This window comes from Janthinobacterium sp. SUN033 (genome assembly GCF_030397595.1).
Lineage (GTDB): Bacteria > Pseudomonadota > Gammaproteobacteria > Burkholderiales > Burkholderiaceae_D > Janthinobacterium > Janthinobacterium kumbetense.
This window is the reverse complement of the sequence record NZ_JAPQNV010000002.1, coordinates 924,628-939,217: the sequence shown is the minus strand read 5'-3', so window position 1 is coordinate 939,217 and position 14,590 is coordinate 924,628. Positions and strand designations below refer to the sequence as shown.

The window sequence follows — 14,590 nt, the reverse complement described above, 5'->3', positions numbered from 1 at the left end:
GGTGGTGCGATGAGGCGGATACTGGTCACGGGAGCGACGGGCGGCTTGGGGCGCAATGCCGTGCGCACCCTGCTGGCGCAGGGCGTGGAAGTGCGCGCCACGGGCCGCAACGCCGCCGTCGGCCGCGAACTGGAACGCATGGGCGCGCAATTCGTCGCGCTCGACCTGGCGCAGGCATCGCCACGCCAGGTCGATGAACTGGTGCGCGGCATGGACACCGTCTGGCACTGCGCCGCGCTGTCCTCGCCGTGGGGGCCGGAACGCGACTTCATCGCCGCCAACGTCACGGCCACGGGCCAGTTGCTGCGCGCGGCCGCCAGCCTGCACGTGGCGCGCTTCGTGCACATCTCCACCCCGGCCATCTATTTCGACTACCGCAACCACCTTGAAGTGCCGGAAACCTTCCGCCCCGATGCCTTCGTCAACGCGTATGCGCGCAGCAAGGCGATGGCGGAAAAGCTGGTGCAGGATTGCGTCGACCGCCACCGCGGCATGACGTGCGTGATCCTGCGCCCGCGCGCCATCTTCGGCCCGCACGACCAGGTCTTGATCCCGCGCCTGGCGCGGGTGCTGCAGGAGCGCGGCGGCAAGCTGCCCCTGCCCAACGGCGGCGCGGCCACCATCGACATCACCTATGTCGACAATGTCGCGCACGCGATGTGGCTGGCCACCGTGCACAAGACCATCGCTTCCGGCGCCGCCTTCAACATCACGAATGGCGAACCGGCGCGCCTGTGCGACATCTTGCGCACCCTGTTCTGCGATTATCTGCAGCAGCCGTTCGAGATCGTCAGCGTGCCTTACCGCGTGCTGGCGCTGGTCGCGCGCCTGATGCAGTTCGCCTCGCGCTTTACCCGCCGCGAACCATCGCTCACGCCCTACAGCATCGGCGCGCTCAGTTTCGACATGACGCTCGATAATGCCAAGGCGCGCAAGGTGCTCGGCTACCGTCCCATCGTCAGCCTGCAGGAAGGCATCGCCCTGACGGCGCAGTGGATGCGCCAGGAAGCGGCGGCGCACAAGGTGGGCAAGGAGCGCAATGGCTAGCATCACCGCGTTTCGGGTCGGCCACTGCACCCATCCTTCGTGCATGGTCTTGAAAGGCAGCGGGCTGGCCAGCCGCTGCTTCCCCTCGCGCGCCTACCTGATCGAAACGCGCGCGGGCCTGTACCTGTGGGACACGGGCTACGCCGAGCACTTCCGCGCCGCCACGTCGAAGGGCGTGTACCGCATGTATGCGTGGGTGACGCCGATTTCCTTCGATGACAGTGAATCGTTGCAGGGCCAGTTGCGCGCGCATGGCGTGGCGCCCGGCGATATCCACACCTTGCTGCTGTCGCACTTCCACGCCGACCATATCGCGGGCCTGCGCGACTTTCCCGGCGCGCGGCTGATGGCCTCCCAAACGGGCTGGGATGCCGTGCGTCGCTTGTCCGGCGTGGCCGCCGTGCGCCAGGCCTTCGTGCCCGAACTGCTGCCGAATGACATCGCCGACCGCCTGGATTTCGTGGAAAGCGTGCCCGAGACGGCCTTGCCGGCGGCCTTGCTGCCATTTACGCACGGGCGCGACGTCAGCGGCACGGGCGAAATCTACATCGTCGACCTGCCCGGCCATGCCATCGGCCACCTGGGCGCCTTCGTGCTGCAGGATAGTGGCTGGACCTTGCTGGCGTCGGACGCGGCCTGGGTACCGGAAAGCTTCCAGCAGCTGCGCGGACCGTCCGAACTGTCGTTCCTCATCCAGCACAAGCGCGCGCCGTACTACGCCACCCTGAACCGGCTGCACCAGTTGCACCGGTCGGGCAATGCGCACATCCGCATCACGCATGAAGACACGGCGGACTATGTTCCTGTGGCGGGCCGCCCGTGAAGCGTCTTTTCTGGCTGTTATTGTCGTACTGGCGCACGCGCCGCCTGCGGTTCACAAGCCGCCCGCAGCTGGGCGCCTACCAGCACAAGCAACTGGCGCGCTTCACCGAGGTGCTGTGCGCGCGCAGCACCTACTTTGCGCCGTTCCGCGATCTGCCTCTGGCGCAGTGGCCGACGATGAACAAGGCGCTGATGCTCGAGCATTTCGACGCCATGAATACGCAAGGGGTGACTTTGGCGCAGGCGATGGCGGCAGCCATGGCGGCCGAGCAGAGCCGCGACTTTACGCCGGCCGTCGGCGACATCACGGTAGGCCTGTCGTCCGGTACCTCGTCGCGGCGCGCCGTGTTTACCGTCAGCCCCCGCGAAAAGGCGCAATGGGCGGGCGTGATGCTGGCCAAGGCGCTGCCCGACGGCCTGTTTTCCGGCGAAAAAGTGGCGCTGTTCCTGCGCGCGAACAGCAATCTGTACACGGCCGTGCGCTCGCCGTGGCTGACCTTTGCCTTCTACGATTTGTTCGAACCGTTCGACAGCCTGTGCGCGCGGCTTGCGCAATATCAACCTTCCGTCATCGTCGCGCCGGCCCAGGTGCTGCGCCAGCTGGCCTTGCGCGTCATCGACGGCAGCCTGGCGCTGGCGCCGAAAAAAGTCATCTCGGTGGCCGAAGTGCTGGAAGCGCAGGACCGCGCGCTGATCGTGCAGGCGTTTGGCGCCGTGCATGAAATCTACCAGGCCACCGAGGGTTTCCTCGCCAGCAGCTGCGAGCATGGCGTGCTGCACTTGAACGAAGAGTACGTGCACATCGAGCCGCAGTGGCTGGACGCTGAACAGAGGCGCTTCGTGCCCGTGATTACGGACTTCACGCGCATCACGCAGCCCATCGTGCGCTACCGCCTCGACGACATCCTGCTCGCGCGCACCACGCCATGTCCGTGCGGCCGCGCCACGCGCGCCATCGACGGCATCGAAGGGCGCTGCGACGACATGCTGTTCTTGCCATCCGTGCCATCGGCGAACGGCGGCGCACCCGTCGCCGTGTTTGCCGACGTATTGACGCGCGCGTTTGCGCAAGCCTTGCCGCCGGACGCCGATTACCGCCTGGTGCAGTCGGGCGTAGCGTCCCTGCAATTGCACGCAGCGCTCGACGAGGCAGGACTGGCCGCCCTGCGCGCGCACCTGGCAGCGGTGCTGCGCGGCCTGGGCGTGGCCGTCGACGGCCTGGCCTGGACGGTGAGCGGCGAACTGCCTCCCTTTGACCCCACCATGAAACGGCGCCGCATCCGGCGCCTCGCAAGCGCATGAATCCTTCTTCCATGACCGTACGCGGCCGCCTGCTGCACCTGCTGGCCGGCTGGGGCAGCGTCGGCCTCGTGTATTTTTCCAGCGACCTTCTGCAAGGGCAGGGCGTGCTGCTGCCGGAAACGGCCATCGACCGCGCCATCCCCTACACGGATGCCGCCATCTGGCTGTACCTGTCCTTCTTTATCCTGATCCCCTACGCCTACCTGGCGGCCGATGCGGCGAAGGTACGCTGGCTGGCGCGCGCCATGGCGCTTTCCGCGCTGGCTTGCGGCGTGGTCTTCCTGCTGTACCCGACCACGCTCGCGTATCCGCCCGTGGGCGAGGGCAGTGCCTGGAGCACGCAGGCGCTGCGCCTGCTGCAGGCGGCGGACTCCACGCAAAACTGCCTGCCGTCGCTGCACGGCGCCCTGACATTGCTGTGCGTGTGGGCCTTGTGCGGCAGGCGCCACCTGCTGCGTTCCGCGCTGGCCGTGGTGCTGGGCGTGGCCATCTGCTACGCCATCATCGCCCTGCGCCGGCACGTGAGCATCGACCTGGCCGCCGGCCTGGCCGTTGGCGTCGCTGGCGGCATCCTGGCCAAAATGCAGGTATCCTTGGCTGCCCGCCGCGCCGTTTCCATAAAAACCGCATCATGATGAATCCCTTTGCCCTGTCGTTTTTGATCATGCTGGCCTTCGTGCTGGCCGAACTGCTGATCCTCAAATGGGTGCGCAAGACCCCCGTGCCGTGGAAGGACGTGATCTTCAACCTCAACTCCGGCCATATCCTGATGTGGGTGTTCCGCGGGGTGGAAGTGGCGGCGTTCGCCCTGCTGCTGCGCCATGCGAACCTGCACGTCGTCGACCAGTGGCCCGTGGCAGCGCAATGGGTCTTCGCCTTCTTTGCCTGGGACCTGTGCTTTTACTGGATGCACCGGCTGCATCACAAAATCCCCCTGCTGTGGGCCGTGCACGTGGTGCACCACCAGGGCGAGCATTTCAACCTGTCGCTGGGCGTGCGCAATTCCTGGTATTCGTCGCTGACGAATTTCCCCTTCATCGCCATCCTGGCCGTGCTGGGCGTGCCGCTGGAAATCTTCCTCGTCGTCTCGTCCCTGCATTACACGGTGCAGTTCTACAACCACAATGCGCTGGTGAACAAGTCCGGCATCCTCGATAGCTTCATGGTCACGCCGTCGCATCACCGCGTGCACCACGGCACGGATAAACGCTACGTCAACCGCAATTTCGGCGGCACGCTGTTGATCTGGGACAAACTGTTCGGCAGCTTCCAGCCCGAACTCGAGGGCGTGGAAATGCGCTATGGCGTGAAGGGCATGACACCCACGCATAACCCGCTGTTGGCCAGCAATGGCAAACTGTTCACATGGCTGTGCGCGCGTTTCCCCCACTGGCAGTCGCGCGGCACTTTCCACGTGCCCGAGCTGTTCATCGGCACCGGCGGCGTGATCCTGTTTGGCCTGGTGATCTATTACGTCAACCATGAAGCGCTGCTGGCGGGCGCGCAGCAAGCCATCCTGTTTGCGCTGATCTTCGGCGGCACCCTGGCGCTGGGCGGCCTGTCGGATGCGAGACGCTGGGGTGCCATCGCCTGGGTCGCCATCGCGCTGGCCATGCCGGCCCTGTATCTGGGCTGGTATGGCGCGCGCGATGCGTGGGGCATGGTTTTCCTGGCCGCGCTGCTGGCGCATGGCCTCGACGGCGCGCGCCGCCTGTGGTGGCCGGCAGCGGCGGGGACGCGCGCGTGACGCAGCCTGTACCTTCGCTGCCGCCGCTGCGCTTCCGGCCCGCACGCGATTCCGCCTTCCGCCGCGAATTGCGCGCACGCGCCGACGCCTACCTGGCGGACGAAGGAAAACACCGCTTCGGCGACGCGCGCCTGCATGCGAAAACCGTGTTCCTGGCCGCGCTGACGGTGGGACTGTATGCGCTGGCGCTGCGCGCCGAAAGCACCTGGCCGTTTGTCGCCAGCTATGTCGCTTGCCTGGTCGCGGCCATGACCCTGGCCATGAATACCCTGCACGATGCGGCCCACAGCGCCGTCTTTCGCCAGGGAGCCTGGAACCGCGTGCTGATCCGCCTGGTGGGCTTGCCCGTGGGCGTGGATACGGATTTCTGGACCATCCGCCACGTGCATTTCCATCACACGTATGCCAACGTGGAGGGCTATGACCTCGACACGGAACCGAATCCGTTTTTGCGCCAGACGCCGTTCCAGCGCTGGTCGCCGCAGTACCGCTATCAATACCTGTACTGGCCCGTGGTGGCGGCCCTGTCGCTGCCCTATTTGAACTGGTATGGCGACTGGCTGGACCGCTTCGGCAAGACGCCCGTGGCGGCGCACAGCCGGCTGCAGGGCTGGCGCGGCTGGCTGTCGTTCCTGGGCTGGAAGCTGGGCCACGTGGCGCTGGTGCTGGCGCTGCCCATGTGGGTGCTGCAGCAGCACGGCATCGGCTGGGGCGTGGTGCTGGGCGCGTATTTCGTGGGCCAGATGATCGCCTCGTGCGCGCTGGTGGCGCTGATCCTGGGCACGCACTGGGCCGAAGTCGAGTTTTTCCAGCCGGGCGCGGACGGTACGCTGCCGCACGACTGGTACCAGCACACGTTTTACACGTCTTGCGACTGGACGCCGCAGCCGCGCCGCCTGCGCTGGCTCGGTTACTGGCTCGGTGGCTTGAATCTGCACCTGACGCACCACTTGTTCCCCACCTGGAACCACCGCCACTACCCGGCGCTGGCGCGCATCCTGGCCGAACTGGCGCCGCGCCACGGTCTCGTGTACCGCGAACTCGGTTATGGCCAGCTGCACGCGTCGCAGCAGCAATTCCTGCGCGCCATGGGCCAGCCGCCCGCCGGCAGGGACCTGTAACGAATCGCACTTGACTCGGTTTCCGTTCCGTCTTACATTTCTGTAACGACAGAAATAAGAGAAAATCATGGAACTGAGTCCAACCACGCAGAAATATATTCTGCACTGGGGCGAGATGGGCACCCGCTGGGGCGTCAACCGCACGGTGGCGCAAATCCATGCGCTGCTGTTCCTGGCCAACGAACCCTTGACGGCGGAAGACATCGCGGCCAGCCTGAACGTGGCCAGGTCCAACGTCAGCAACAGCCTGAAGGAATTGCAAAGCTGGGGCCTGGCGCGCATCACGCACGTGATGGGGGACCGGCGCGACCATTTCGTCGCCCTGCAGGATGTGTGGGAAATCTTCCGCGTCATCATGGAAGAGCGCAAGCGGCGCGAGATCGACCCCACCCTGACGGTGCTGCGCGAATGCGCGATCGAGGGCGAGCACGATGCAGCGATACCGCCGGCGACGCTCGAACGCATGGGCGAAGTGCTGGCGTTTCTGGAAATGCTCAGCAGCACCTACAGCGACTATAAGAACCTGCCGCCGGCGACCTTGCAGCGCATGCTGTCGATGGGCGGCAAGGTGGCCAAGTTCCTCAGCCCGGAAGACAAACCGGGCAAGCGCGGGGAATCATGAACGGCCCCTCGGAAGGAGAACTGTTCAAGAAGGTGATGGGCGAGCAGTGGCTGACCCTGCACCCGGACATCCGCCGCCGCTTCGAGAAAAATCCCGCGCCGGGCCAGCCCCTGTACTACCGGGGTGAACTCAGTGAACTCAGCAGCTCGCGCCTGGGGAAATGCCTCGGCTGGCTGACGCGCCCCTTCATCGATGGGGCGCTGATTCCGCATGACGACCACGACTTTCCCGTGGATATCGAAGTCTATTCGCGCCCCGGCTGCCCCTTCATCTTCAAGCAGCGCACCTACCGCCTGCACGGGCGCGCGCCGATCCGCTTCACCTCCTATATGGCCGAAAGCGCAAAGGGCGAAGTGCTCGAATACGTGGGCATGGGGCTGGGCATGAAGCTGCTGCTGCACGTGGAAGAGGGCAATTTGCACTTCACCAGCGACGGCTATTTCCTCGATATCTTCGGCTGGCGCCTGCCGCTGCCCGGCGTGCTCACGCCCGGCAAGACCTATCTGTGCCACCGCAACGAGACGCCGCAGCAGTTCAACATCCGCATCGAGATTCGCCACGCGCTGTTCGGCACCACGTTCACCCAGGCGGGCGTGTTTCGCGAGTCCGCCGCACCGGAAATGAAGGAAACACCATGAATACGCATCTGCTGGCCCTGCAACTGATGGCGGCGCAAGGCTGCCTGGGCGCCTTCGACACCATCTACCACCATGAAATCACGGAGGCGCTGCCGCAAAAGGCGTCCGCAAGGCTGGAATTGACCATCCATGCGACGCGCGCCCTGATCTACAGCTTGCTGTTCGTGGGCCTGGCCGCCTGGGAGTGGCATGGCGCCTGGGCCTGGGTGCTGGTCATCGTGTTTGGCGTGGAAATCGTGCTGACCCTATGGGATTTCGTCGTGGAAGACCAGACCCGCCTCTTGCCCGCCACGGAGCGGGTCACGCACACGGTGCTGGCGATTAACGCGGGCGCCTTCATCGCCTTGCTGGCCCTGAACAGCAGCGAGTGGGCGACGTTGCCGACGGCCCTCGTGTGGCAGCCGTATGGCTGGCTCAGCGTCTTCCTCGCCCTGTGCGGCGTGGGCGTGGGCTTGTCCGGCCTGCGCGACGCGTATGCCGTGTGGCAGCTGGGCCGGCGCAAGGTGCAGGAAAAGCAAGAGCAGGAAGAGCACCTGCGCTTTGCCGCCGCGCCGCAGTCCGTGCTGGTGACGGGCGCCACGGGTTTCATCGGCCAGCAACTGGTCAGCGCCTTGCTGGCCGATGGGCATGCGGTGACGGTGCTGACGCGCCAGCCGAAACAGGCCGCGTGGACCTTCGATGGCCAGGTGCGCTGCATCGATTCGCTGGACGCATTGGCGGATGCGCAGCGCATCGACATGGTGGTCAACCTGGCCGGCGCGCGCATCGTCGGGCGGCGCTGGACGGAGGCGCGCAAGGCGGCGCTGCGCCGCAGCCGGGTGGCGCTGACGCAGGAACTGGTGGCGTGGATCGCCCGCGCGCAGCACAAGCCGCGCGTACTGCTGTCGGCGTCGGCCATCGGCTATTACGGCGTGCAGCCGCAGGGCGACGCCACGGAACTGACGGAGGAGAGCGCGCCGCAAGCCATCTTCATGTCGCAGCTGTGCCAGGAATGGGAAGCGGCCGCGCGCCAGGCGGAGGCATTTGGCGTGCAGGTGGGCTGCATGCGCTTTGGCCTCGTCTTCGGCCACCAGGGTTCGCTGCCGCAGATGCTGCTGCCGATCCGCTTTGGCGTGGGCGGCCCGCTGGGCAGCGGCAAGCAGTGGGTCACGTGGGTGCACGTGCGCGACGTGATCCGCGGCATCGCCCACCTGGCGCGCCGCAGCGAAGATGCCATCGTCAGCGGCGCGTATAACTTCTGCGCGCCGGAAGCCATCGAACAGCGTCGCTTCGCCCAAGTGGCGGGCGCCGTGCTGCACCGCCCCAGCTTCCTGCCCACGCCGGCCTTCGTCATGCGCACCATGCTGGGCGAGCAGGCCGACTTGCTGGTGGAAGGCCAGCGGGTCGCGCCGCGCCGGCTGCTGGGCGAAGGCTTTGCCTTCCGCTACCCACAGCTGGAAGGGGCGCTGCGCAGTTTATAAGTTGGCGTAAGATGGGGATGGGAGGAACCGAACCATGCCCCGCTTCAGCCATACGATAGACAGTCATACCTATGCCTTCGCCAGCCTGAAGGAGCTGCTGGCGAAGGCCACGCCGCCGCGTTCGGGCGATGTGCTGGCCGGCGTGGCGGCCGCCAGCGCGCGTGAACGGGTGGCGGCGCAGCTGGCGCTGGCGGACGTGCCCTTGTTGACCTTTCTCAATGAGGCGCTGGTGCCGTACGAAGACGATGAAGTCACGCGCCTGATCATCGACACCCACGAGCGCGCCGCCCTGGCGCCGATTTCCCACCTGTGCGTGGGCGATTTCCGCGACTGGCTGCTCGATGACGCGACGGATACGCCAACGCTGTCCCAGGTCGCCGCCGGCATCACGCCGGAAATGGCGGCCGCCGTCTCAAAAATCATGCGCCTGCAGGACCTGGTGCTGGTGGCCCGCAAGTGCCGTGTCGTCACGGCCTTTCGCAATACCCTGGGCCTGGAAGGCCGCCTGTCCACGCGCTTGCAGCCGAATCACCCGACGGATGACGCCACGGGGATTGCCGCCTCCATCCTCGATGGCCTGCTGCTGGGCAGCGGCGACGCCGTGATCGGGATCAATCCCGCCACCGACAATGTGGCGCAGGTGGTCGCGCTGTTGCACCTGCTCGATGCCGTCATTGATCAATATCAGATTCCCACGCAGTCGTGCGTGCTCACCCACATCACCAATACGCTCGAGGCGATACGCCGCGGCGCGCCCGTCGACCTGGTATTCCAGTCGGTGGCGGGCACGCAGGCGGCCAACCGCAGCTTCGGCATCGACTTGTCGCTGCTGGCCGAGGGCCAGGCGGCGGCCCTGTCGCTGGGGCGCGGCACGGTGGGCAACAACGTCATGTATTTCGAGACGGGGCAGGGCAGCGCCCTGTCGGCCGGCGCCCACCACGGCATGGACCAGCAGACGTGCGAGGCGCGAGCGTATGCGGTGGCGCGCGCCTTCCAGCCGCTGCTGGTCAATTCCGTGGTGGGCTTCATCGGCCCGGAATACCTGTACGACGGCAAGCAGATCATGCGCGCGGGACTGGAAGACCATTTCTGTGCCAAGCTGCTTGGGCTGCCCATGGGCTGCGACGTGTGCTACACCAACCACGCGGAAGCGGACCAGGACGACATGGATGCCTTGCTGACCATGCTGGGCGTGGCCGGCTGCAATTTCATCATGGGCGTGCCGGGCGCGGACGACATCATGCTCGGCTACCAGAGCACCTCGTTCCACGACGCCCTGTATGCGCGCCGCGTGCTGGGCCTGCGTCCCGCGCCCGAATTCGCGGCCTGGCTGGCGCGCATGCGGATCACGGATGCGCAGGGTCGTCTGAACACGGCGCTGGCGCCCGCCTTCCAGGCGGCCCTGCTGCGCCTGAACGGCTAGGGAGGATACATGGACGAGAAAAGCCCGTGGCAGGCGCTGCGCGCGCATACGGCGGCGCGCATCGCGCTGGGGCGCCGCGGCGTGAGCGTGCCGACCAGCGCGCAGCTGGCGTTCCAGCTGGCCCACGCGCAGGCGCGCGACGCCGTGCACCTGGCGCTCGATGGCGGCGCCCTGGCGCAGACGCTGACAGAACAGGGGCAAGCCTGCGTGCAGCTGCACAGCGCCGCCGCCACGCGCGCCGACTATCTGCAGCGTCCCGACCTGGGCCGCCGGCTCGACGATGTTTCACGCGCGCGCCTGGCGGCCTTGCCGCAAGGCGTGGATCTGGCGCTGGTGGCGGCCGATGGCCTGTCGGCGCTGGCCGTGCAGCGCCACGCGGCGCCCTTCCTGGCCGCCTTGCGCGCACGGCTGGCGCTGGAAGCGTGGACGCTGTCGCCGCTGCACATCGTGGCGCAGGGACGGGTGGCCATCGGCGACGAAATAGGGGAGTTGCTGAAGGCGCGCGCCGTGCTGGTGCTGATCGGCGAGCGGCCGGGCCTCAGTTCCCCGGACAGTCTGGGCCTGTACCTGACGTGGGCGCCAAAAACAGGCTTGCGGGACGAGCGCCGCAACTGCATCTCGAACGTGCGTCCGGAAGGGCTGGCGTATGCGCCGGCCGCGTACCGGCTGCATTATCTGCTGTCGCAGGCGTTCAGCCGGCAGCTGTCGGGCGTGGGCTTGAAGGATGAAACGGTGGCGGAAGGCGCGGCCCTGGCGGGCGCGCGCAACTTCCTGCTGGAGTGATCAGACTTCGCGGATTTCGTCCAGCGGCCAGCGCGGGCGCACATTGAACGAGTAATCGTGCTTGGCCGCCTGCGGGTTGATTTGCAGGCGCATGGCGCCGGCAAAGGCGATCATGGCGCCGTTATCGGTACAGAATTCCAGCTCCGGGTAATACACTTTAAAACGCTTCTTGGCGGCGGCCACGTTGAGCGAGGCGCGCAATTGCGCGTTGGCGCCCACGCCGCCGGCGATCACCAGGCGTTTCAAGCCCGTGTGCTTGAGGGCCGCCACGCATTTGGCCGTCAGCACGTCGACGATGGCGTCGACGAAGCCGCGCGCGATATTCGCCTTGTCCTGTTCGCAGATATTCGCGATGACTTTTTCTTCATGGTTCTTGACCACGGTCAGCACGGCCGTCTTCAAACCGGAGAAACTGAAATTGAAATCCTTCGAGTGCAGCATGGGACGCGGCAGTTTATAGGCCAGCGGGTCGCCGAATTCGGCCAGGCGCGAAATGGCGGGGCCGCCCGGATAGCCCAGTCCCAGCAGCTTGGCCGATTTGTCGAACGCTTCGCCGGCCGCGTCATCGAGCGTTTCGCCCAGCATCGTGTACTGGCCCACGCCATCGACGCGCATCAGCTGCGTGTGGCCGCCCGACACCAGCAGGGCGATGAAGGGGAATTCCGGCGGCTCCGACGCCAGCAATGGCGAAAGCAGATGGCCTTCCAGGTGGTGGATGCCCAGCACCGGCTTGTTGATGGCCAGGCCCAGGCTGCAGGCCACCGAGGAACCCACCAGCAGCGCGCCGGCCAGTCCGGGACCCTGCGTATAGGCGATGGCGTCGATCTCGGGCAGGGTGATGCCGGCCTTGGCCAGGGTTTCATCGAGCAGCGGGATGGCGCGGCGGATATGGTCGCGCGACGCCAGTTCCGGCACCACGCCGCCATATTGCTCGTGCATGGCTACCTGCGAGTAGAGGGCGTGCGACAGCAGGCCGCGTTGCGTGTCGTACAAGGCCAGGCCGGTTTCGTCACAGGAGGATTCGACGCCAAGAACAATCATGAAGGTACTGAATAGGGAGGAGTAATCCGCCATTGTAAAGGAAAGCCGGCTGGTCCACCGTGCGGCGGGCGCACCATTTCGGCGGCAGTGTGCACTTGCGCAGTGCGCCGCGCTGGGGTTTCCCCCTGCATGTTGGCCATTTTTTGCCCGTGCGGCACTGGCACCGCTCTTGCTTAGACAGGCGTGTGCCTTTCTCAAGGGAGCTAGCGATGTCGGAACAATGGAAAATGATTTGCCGCCTGAAGGACATGCCGCCGGCGGGCGCGCGCATGGTGCAGCGGGGCCTGGCCTGGCAGGACTTGCCCGGCGTGGCGCTGTTTCGCGCCCTGGATGACACGGTGTACGCGCTGCTCGATACGGTGCCATGCCTGGGCGGCCCGCTGGCGCACGGGGTGCTGATGGAGAAAAACCTGATGGGACCGAAGAACAGCTGGATCATCGAGCTCGATTCGGGGCGCCTGGTGGCGCCCGTGCAGGGCATGGCGCGCACGTACGCCGTGCGCATCCTCGATGGGCGCATCTACCTGGACGTCAATGAACTCAATATCCCGGCCAGCAAGGCGGAACAGGCGCTGGCGGGATCGTTCGCCGTGCTGCCGCATGTGCAGATGGCCGTGTGAAAAAAAAAGGCGCACAGGGCGCCGTTTTTGGTCTCCGCGAGAGGCTTACGCCGGGCGGTTCAACAAGTGCGCATGCGCATCGCGCAGCATGGTCGCCGTCGTGTCCCAGTCGATGCAGCCGTCGGTGACGGAGCAGCCGTAGGTCAGTTGCGACAGGTCTTGCGGGATCTTCTGGTTGCCGCCGACGATGTTCGATTCGATCATCACGCCCACCAGCGAGCGGTTGCCCTGGCGGATCTGGTTGACCACGTCGGCCATCACCAGCGGCTGCAGTTCTGGTTTCTTGTAGCTGTTCGCGTGCGAGCAGTCGACCACCAGGTTGGCGGGCAGCTTGGCCTTGGCCAGCGCCTGTTCGGCGATGGCGATCGACACGGAATCGTAGTTCGGGCGGCCGTCGCCGCCGCGCAGCACGACGTGGCCGTACGCGTTGCCGCGCGTGCGCACGATGGCCACATTGCCTTCGCCGTTAATGCCCAGGAAGGAGTGCGGGTGCGCCGACGACAGGATGGCGTTGACGGCGATGCTGATGTCGCCATCGGTGCCGTTCTTGAAGCCGACGGGCGTCGACAGGCCGGACGACATTTCGCGGTGCGTCTGCGATTCCGTGGTGCGCGCGCCGATGGCCGTCCAGGCGATCAGGTCGCCCAGGTATTGCGGCGAGATGGGGTCCAGCGCTTCGGTGGCGGTGGGCAGGCCCAGTTCGCACACGTCGAGCAGGAACTGGCGCGCCTTTTCCATGCCTTCGTTGACCTTGAACGAGTCGTCCATGTACGGGTCGTTGATATAGCCCTTCCAGCCCGTGGTGGTACGCGGTTTTTCGAAATACACGCGCATCACCAGCAGCATCGTGTCCTTGACTTCCTCTTGCAGCGCTTTCAGGCGGCGCGCGTAATCGAGGCCGGCGACGGGGTCGTGGATCGAGCACGGGCCGACGACGACGAACAGGCGCTGGTCCTTGCGGTCGATGATGTTGCGCAGCGCTTCGCGGCCGCGGCTGACGGTGTCGAAGGCGCTTTCCGACAGGGGCAGCTTGGCGTGCAGTTCGGCCGGTGTCGGCATGGGCGCGAAAGAGGTGACGTTGATATTTTCGATGTCTGGCGTATTCATGATTCTGGCTCGGCTTTCGCTATTGCGTTCTTTAAGAGGCAATAGTGTAGCGGAAATGCGGCCTGGCGGCGGGGATGGGGCCAAAACGGGAATGGCTGAGTTGTTTTTATGGCAGGGCCGGCACGCCGCCGGCCCCTTGCTTCCGGGCGCTCAATGACCGCCGGCCAGGCTGGCGCCAACGCTGTAGCGGGCGATGCGCGGGTAATTGCCGGCCAGCTCGGGTGGCCGGGACAGGCCGGGATGGCGCCGCACATGCGCAAGAATGGCGCTTTCGTGCTGGCGTATCTGCGTATCGAGGCAGGCGATCTGCTGGCGCAGCAATTGATGCAGCGCAATCTGGCCCGCATGGAAATGGGTTTCCAGGCACGTCATTTCCTGTTGCCGCAGCTGCCGCACGGCTTGCAGGCGGCGCAGCCACTGGCGCAGCTCCATGTAGGCGGGCGAAGGCGGCGTCCAGGGGACAGGGCGTGCCGCCGCGCAATACTTGGCCAGCACCACGGCGCCGCGCACCGCGCCGCCGGGCAGGCCGCAGCCGCGCGCATACGCTTCCAGCCGGCCGGGCTCGGCATCGCAGACCAGCATGCCCATGCCGGCCAGCGCGCTGGCGGCCGCCTCGCTGTGCGGCTCGTTCACGCGCATGCAGACGCGCAAGCCCATGACGGACACGTCGTTCCTTTGCAGCCAGCTGCGCAGCCAGCGGTAGCCGGCCACGTCGTTTTCCAGCACCTTGCACAGCACTTCGCCGCCCGAGAGCAGCACGGCTTTCAGCAGCAGCTTGCTCGTTTCGATGCCGACGAAGGCCGTTTCCTGTTTGCTTGCGTGTTCCATGATGAGTCCTCCTGTGCAGTCTTATACGC

At 66.1% G+C, this 14,590-nt stretch carries 15 protein-coding genes; 12 read left to right on the top strand and 3 right to left on the bottom strand.

Annotated features, from left to right (window positions below; genetic code table 11):
• Window positions 1-9: 9 nt before the first annotated feature.
• From OX460_RS12760 to eutC, 11 genes are all read left to right on the top strand, one after another.
• Window positions 10-1,047 carry an SDR family NAD(P)-dependent oxidoreductase gene (locus OX460_RS12760; RefSeq protein ID WP_289898854.1) on the top strand — a complete coding sequence of 346 codons (1,038 nt, stop codon included), beginning with the start codon at window positions 10-12 and terminating at the stop codon, window positions 1,045-1,047.
• On the top strand, window positions 1,040-1,870 hold the full coding sequence (locus OX460_RS12755; protein WP_289898853.1) for an MBL fold metallo-hydrolase: 831 nt from the start codon (window positions 1,040-1,042) through the stop codon (window positions 1,868-1,870). Before OX460_RS12760 ends, OX460_RS12755 begins: the two co-directional genes overlap by 8 nt.
• Window positions 1,867-3,171, top strand: a complete 1,305-nt coding sequence (locus OX460_RS12750) for a F390 synthetase-related protein (protein WP_289898852.1) — start codon at window positions 1,867-1,869, stop codon at window positions 3,169-3,171. Before OX460_RS12755 ends, OX460_RS12750 begins: the two co-directional genes overlap by 4 nt.
• The gene (locus OX460_RS12745) at window positions 3,168-3,806 is read left to right on the top strand and encodes a phosphatase PAP2 family protein (protein WP_289898851.1); all 639 of its coding nucleotides are present in this window, start codon (window positions 3,168-3,170) and stop codon (window positions 3,804-3,806) included. Before OX460_RS12750 ends, OX460_RS12745 begins: the two co-directional genes overlap by 4 nt.
• Window positions 3,803-4,918, top strand: coding sequence for a sterol desaturase family protein (locus OX460_RS12740; protein ID WP_289898850.1), 1,116 nt, complete (start codon window positions 3,803-3,805; stop codon window positions 4,916-4,918). Before OX460_RS12745 ends, OX460_RS12740 begins: the two co-directional genes overlap by 4 nt.
• Complete coding sequence (locus OX460_RS12735; protein WP_289898849.1) at window positions 4,915-6,039, top strand: acyl-CoA desaturase; 1,125 nt, start codon at window positions 4,915-4,917, stop codon at window positions 6,037-6,039. Before OX460_RS12740 ends, OX460_RS12735 begins: the two co-directional genes overlap by 4 nt.
• A gap of 67 nt (window positions 6,040-6,106) precedes the next feature.
• Complete coding sequence (locus tag OX460_RS12730) at window positions 6,107-6,661, top strand: GbsR/MarR family transcriptional regulator (RefSeq protein WP_289898848.1); 555 nt, start codon at window positions 6,107-6,109, stop codon at window positions 6,659-6,661.
• The gene (locus OX460_RS12725; protein WP_289898847.1) at window positions 6,658-7,299 is read left to right on the top strand and encodes a DUF4166 domain-containing protein; all 642 of its coding nucleotides are present in this window, start codon (window positions 6,658-6,660) and stop codon (window positions 7,297-7,299) included. The genes OX460_RS12730 and OX460_RS12725 overlap by 4 nt, the downstream gene beginning before the upstream one ends.
• Complete coding sequence (locus tag OX460_RS12720; protein ID WP_289898846.1) at window positions 7,296-8,759, top strand: TIGR01777 family oxidoreductase; 1,464 nt, start codon at window positions 7,296-7,298, stop codon at window positions 8,757-8,759. The genes OX460_RS12725 and OX460_RS12720 overlap by 4 nt, the downstream gene beginning before the upstream one ends.
• 34 nt (window positions 8,760-8,793) lie before the next feature.
• Window positions 8,794-10,182, top strand: coding sequence for an ethanolamine ammonia-lyase subunit EutB (locus OX460_RS12715; protein WP_289898845.1), 1,389 nt, complete (start codon window positions 8,794-8,796; stop codon window positions 10,180-10,182).
• A gap of 9 nt (window positions 10,183-10,191) precedes the next feature.
• Window positions 10,192-10,965 (top strand): ethanolamine ammonia-lyase subunit EutC, encoded by a 774-nt coding sequence (gene eutC, locus OX460_RS12710; protein ID WP_289898844.1) that lies wholly within the window; start codon window positions 10,192-10,194, stop codon window positions 10,963-10,965.
• Here eutC and tsaD read toward each other — a convergent pair whose 3' ends face one another.
• Entirely contained in the window at window positions 10,966-12,006 is a 1,041-nt protein-coding gene (tsaD, locus tag OX460_RS12705; RefSeq protein WP_289898843.1) for a tRNA (adenosine(37)-N6)-threonylcarbamoyltransferase complex transferase subunit TsaD, read from the bottom strand. It lies immediately after the preceding gene.
• A 209-nt stretch (window positions 12,007-12,215) separates the two neighbouring features.
• Between tsaD and OX460_RS12700 the strand changes: the two genes are divergently transcribed.
• A complete protein-coding gene (locus tag OX460_RS12700) occupies window positions 12,216-12,626 on the top strand; it encodes a nitrite reductase (NAD(P)H) small subunit (RefSeq protein WP_099666638.1) in 411 nt (136 codons plus the stop codon).
• A 45-nt stretch (window positions 12,627-12,671) separates the two neighbouring features.
• Here OX460_RS12700 and OX460_RS12695 read toward each other — a convergent pair whose 3' ends face one another.
• The gene (locus OX460_RS12695) at window positions 12,672-13,733 is read right to left on the bottom strand and encodes a 3-deoxy-7-phosphoheptulonate synthase (protein ID WP_099666639.1); all 1,062 of its coding nucleotides are present in this window, start codon (window positions 13,731-13,733) and stop codon (window positions 12,672-12,674) included.
• 150 nt (window positions 13,734-13,883) lie between these two features.
• Window positions 13,884-14,561 carry a hypothetical protein gene (locus OX460_RS12690; protein ID WP_289898842.1) on the bottom strand — a complete coding sequence of 226 codons (678 nt, stop codon included), beginning with the start codon at window positions 14,559-14,561 and terminating at the stop codon, window positions 13,884-13,886.
• Window positions 14,562-14,590: the final 29 nt, after the last annotated feature.

What these genes read in the sequence shown, in the direction of transcription:
- OX460_RS12740 (WP_289898850.1), top strand. Translation starts at nt 3,803, where the DNA reads ATGATGAATCCCTTTGCCCTGTCGTTTTTGATCATGCTGGCCTTCGTG.
- tsaD (WP_289898843.1), bottom strand. Translation starts at nt 12,006, where the DNA reads ATGATTGTTCTTGGCGTCGAATCCTCCTGTGACGAAACCGGCCTGGCC.
- OX460_RS12720 (WP_289898846.1), top strand. Translation starts at nt 7,296, where the DNA reads ATGAATACGCATCTGCTGGCCCTGCAACTGATGGCGGCGCAAGGCTGC.
- OX460_RS12745 (WP_289898851.1), top strand. Translation starts at nt 3,168, where the DNA reads ATGAATCCTTCTTCCATGACCGTACGCGGCCGCCTGCTGCACCTGCTG.
- OX460_RS12755 (WP_289898853.1), top strand. Translation starts at nt 1,040, where the DNA reads ATGGCTAGCATCACCGCGTTTCGGGTCGGCCACTGCACCCATCCTTCG.
- OX460_RS12730 (WP_289898848.1), top strand. Translation starts at nt 6,107, where the DNA reads ATGGAACTGAGTCCAACCACGCAGAAATATATTCTGCACTGGGGCGAG.
- eutC (WP_289898844.1), top strand. Translation starts at nt 10,192, where the DNA reads ATGGACGAGAAAAGCCCGTGGCAGGCGCTGCGCGCGCATACGGCGGCG.
- OX460_RS12760 (WP_289898854.1), top strand. Translation starts at nt 10, where the DNA reads ATGAGGCGGATACTGGTCACGGGAGCGACGGGCGGCTTGGGGCGCAAT.
- OX460_RS12700 (WP_099666638.1), top strand. Translation starts at nt 12,216, where the DNA reads ATGTCGGAACAATGGAAAATGATTTGCCGCCTGAAGGACATGCCGCCG.
- OX460_RS12690 (WP_289898842.1), bottom strand. Translation starts at nt 14,561, where the DNA reads ATGGAACACGCAAGCAAACAGGAAACGGCCTTCGTCGGCATCGAAACG.
- OX460_RS12715 (WP_289898845.1), top strand. Translation starts at nt 8,794, where the DNA reads ATGCCCCGCTTCAGCCATACGATAGACAGTCATACCTATGCCTTCGCC.
- OX460_RS12695 (WP_099666639.1), bottom strand. Translation starts at nt 13,733, where the DNA reads ATGAATACGCCAGACATCGAAAATATCAACGTCACCTCTTTCGCGCCC.
- OX460_RS12725 (WP_289898847.1), top strand. Translation starts at nt 6,658, where the DNA reads ATGAACGGCCCCTCGGAAGGAGAACTGTTCAAGAAGGTGATGGGCGAG.